The 1,522-nt window shown below is 58.1% G+C and carries 1 protein-coding gene; it reads right to left on the minus strand.

The genetic code is table 11. The features are described from left to right. Positions 1-416: 416 nt before the first annotated feature. Positions 417-1,457 (minus strand): IS110 family transposase, encoded by a 1,041-nt coding sequence (locus tag EN745_RS34645; protein ID WP_127423306.1) that lies wholly within the window; start codon positions 1,455-1,457, stop codon positions 417-419. Positions 1,458-1,522: the final 65 nt, after the last annotated feature.

The following is a 1,522-nucleotide window of genomic DNA, read 5'->3' on the forward strand; positions in this document are numbered from 1 at the left end:
GTTCTCTAATTGCGAGCCCAGGGTCAACCGCTTTCTAGCCTTGCCGATATCCGGAACGTGCAGCGTGACCTTCACGCAGCTCCTCGCCGGTCAGCCTACGGTGCTGACGTATCCACAGACCTAAATAACCGCTCACGCCCTTCATTGGCGGATCGTTCTAGCAACTCGTCGACCGCCAGATAAAGTTTCTACTGGCCCTTGGACGAATGACCTGCCTCCTGCCGGTTTCAGCGTTCTCTTCGTGGTCGAACAGTGCTCGCCACAGCATGGCATCGGACGCTGCGGCTCCCAATGTCAGCAACGCAGTCCGCTCCGATGGAAACGCTGCATAGCTCCTGGCGGGTTTGCCGCTGCTCGTCCCGGCAAGGGACAAGATTACCGTCGAGCGACGGATTTCTTCGGGTTCACCTCCATCTTCATGCGACTGCCTCCGCTTCAGCGGCCGACCATCGGAAGGATACGCCATCCACCCACATGCGGTGCATGACTACTGCTAGCTTTCGTGCGACGGCGATCTTTGCCTTCTTCAAGCCGCTCCGCTTGGCGATCCGCAGGCCCCAGGCTTTGAGCGCCGACCACTTCTCGACCCTTGTCAGGAGCGTGCCGGCGGCCTCAAATAAATAGGTACGGACAAGACCGTCTCCGCATTTTGAGATGCCCCTGTTGCGATCGATTTCACCCGACTGATAACATCGCGGTGTCAGGCCGAAGTACGCGCCAACGCTTCTGGATTTCGCAAACTTGGACGGATCATCGACCGCTGTCACGAACGCAAGGGCCGTGAGGACGCCCACGCCAGGAATGGCCATAAGCTGCCGGCACACAGCACTCCCTCGAGCACGACTCATCAGTTGGCGGTCAAGCTGCCGAATCTGCTCCTTCAGGCAGGAATGGACGCACAGCATCGACCGCACGGTTTGATTGAGCATGGGGTCGCTATTGTCGCACGCCTCATCCACGAGCCGTTCGAACGGCTCGCCCGTTCGTCTTGACAGAACGACGCCAAAAGTTTTGAGAATGCCCCTGATCTGATTGGTGACCTCTACCCGCATTCCGACGAGTTGAGCTCGTGCTCCAAGCATCGAGCGGACCGCGTGGCTGTCGAGACTCTTTACCCCGACCTCCCGATACCAGCCCGCCTTGACGATCTGGGCCAATCCATATGCATCATTCTTGTCGGTCTTGTTGACCTGGCCACTCATGGTCGCCTGCGCATGGCGGGAATCAAGACATAGCACCGGTAGCCCCATCGCCTTCAACGCGTGCCAGTGCCAGGTGGACAGGGGACCGCTTTCGAGCCCAATGCGCAAAACATCGGGTGCTTTGGATCTGATGTTTCCGGCTATGTCTTCTGGCGTCGATAGGCACTTTCCTTGCCAGACAAGCTTACCGTCGCTGCCGATAACGCACAGGTGGGTCATCTCCTGCGAGACGTCTAACCCAACAAATTGGTCCATGGTGGCCTCCATGAGAATCATTGACGGCGAAGAATCTATCGCCCGCAATTACCCCATGTCAGCAT

It is taken from the genome of Mesorhizobium sp. M4A.F.Ca.ET.022.05.2.1 (assembly GCF_003998845.1).
GTDB lineage: Bacteria > Pseudomonadota > Alphaproteobacteria > Rhizobiales > Rhizobiaceae > Mesorhizobium.

What these genes read in the sequence shown, in the direction of transcription:
- EN745_RS34645 (WP_127423306.1), bottom strand. Translation starts at nt 1,457, where the DNA reads ATGGACCAATTTGTTGGGTTAGACGTCTCGCAGGAGATGACCCACCTG.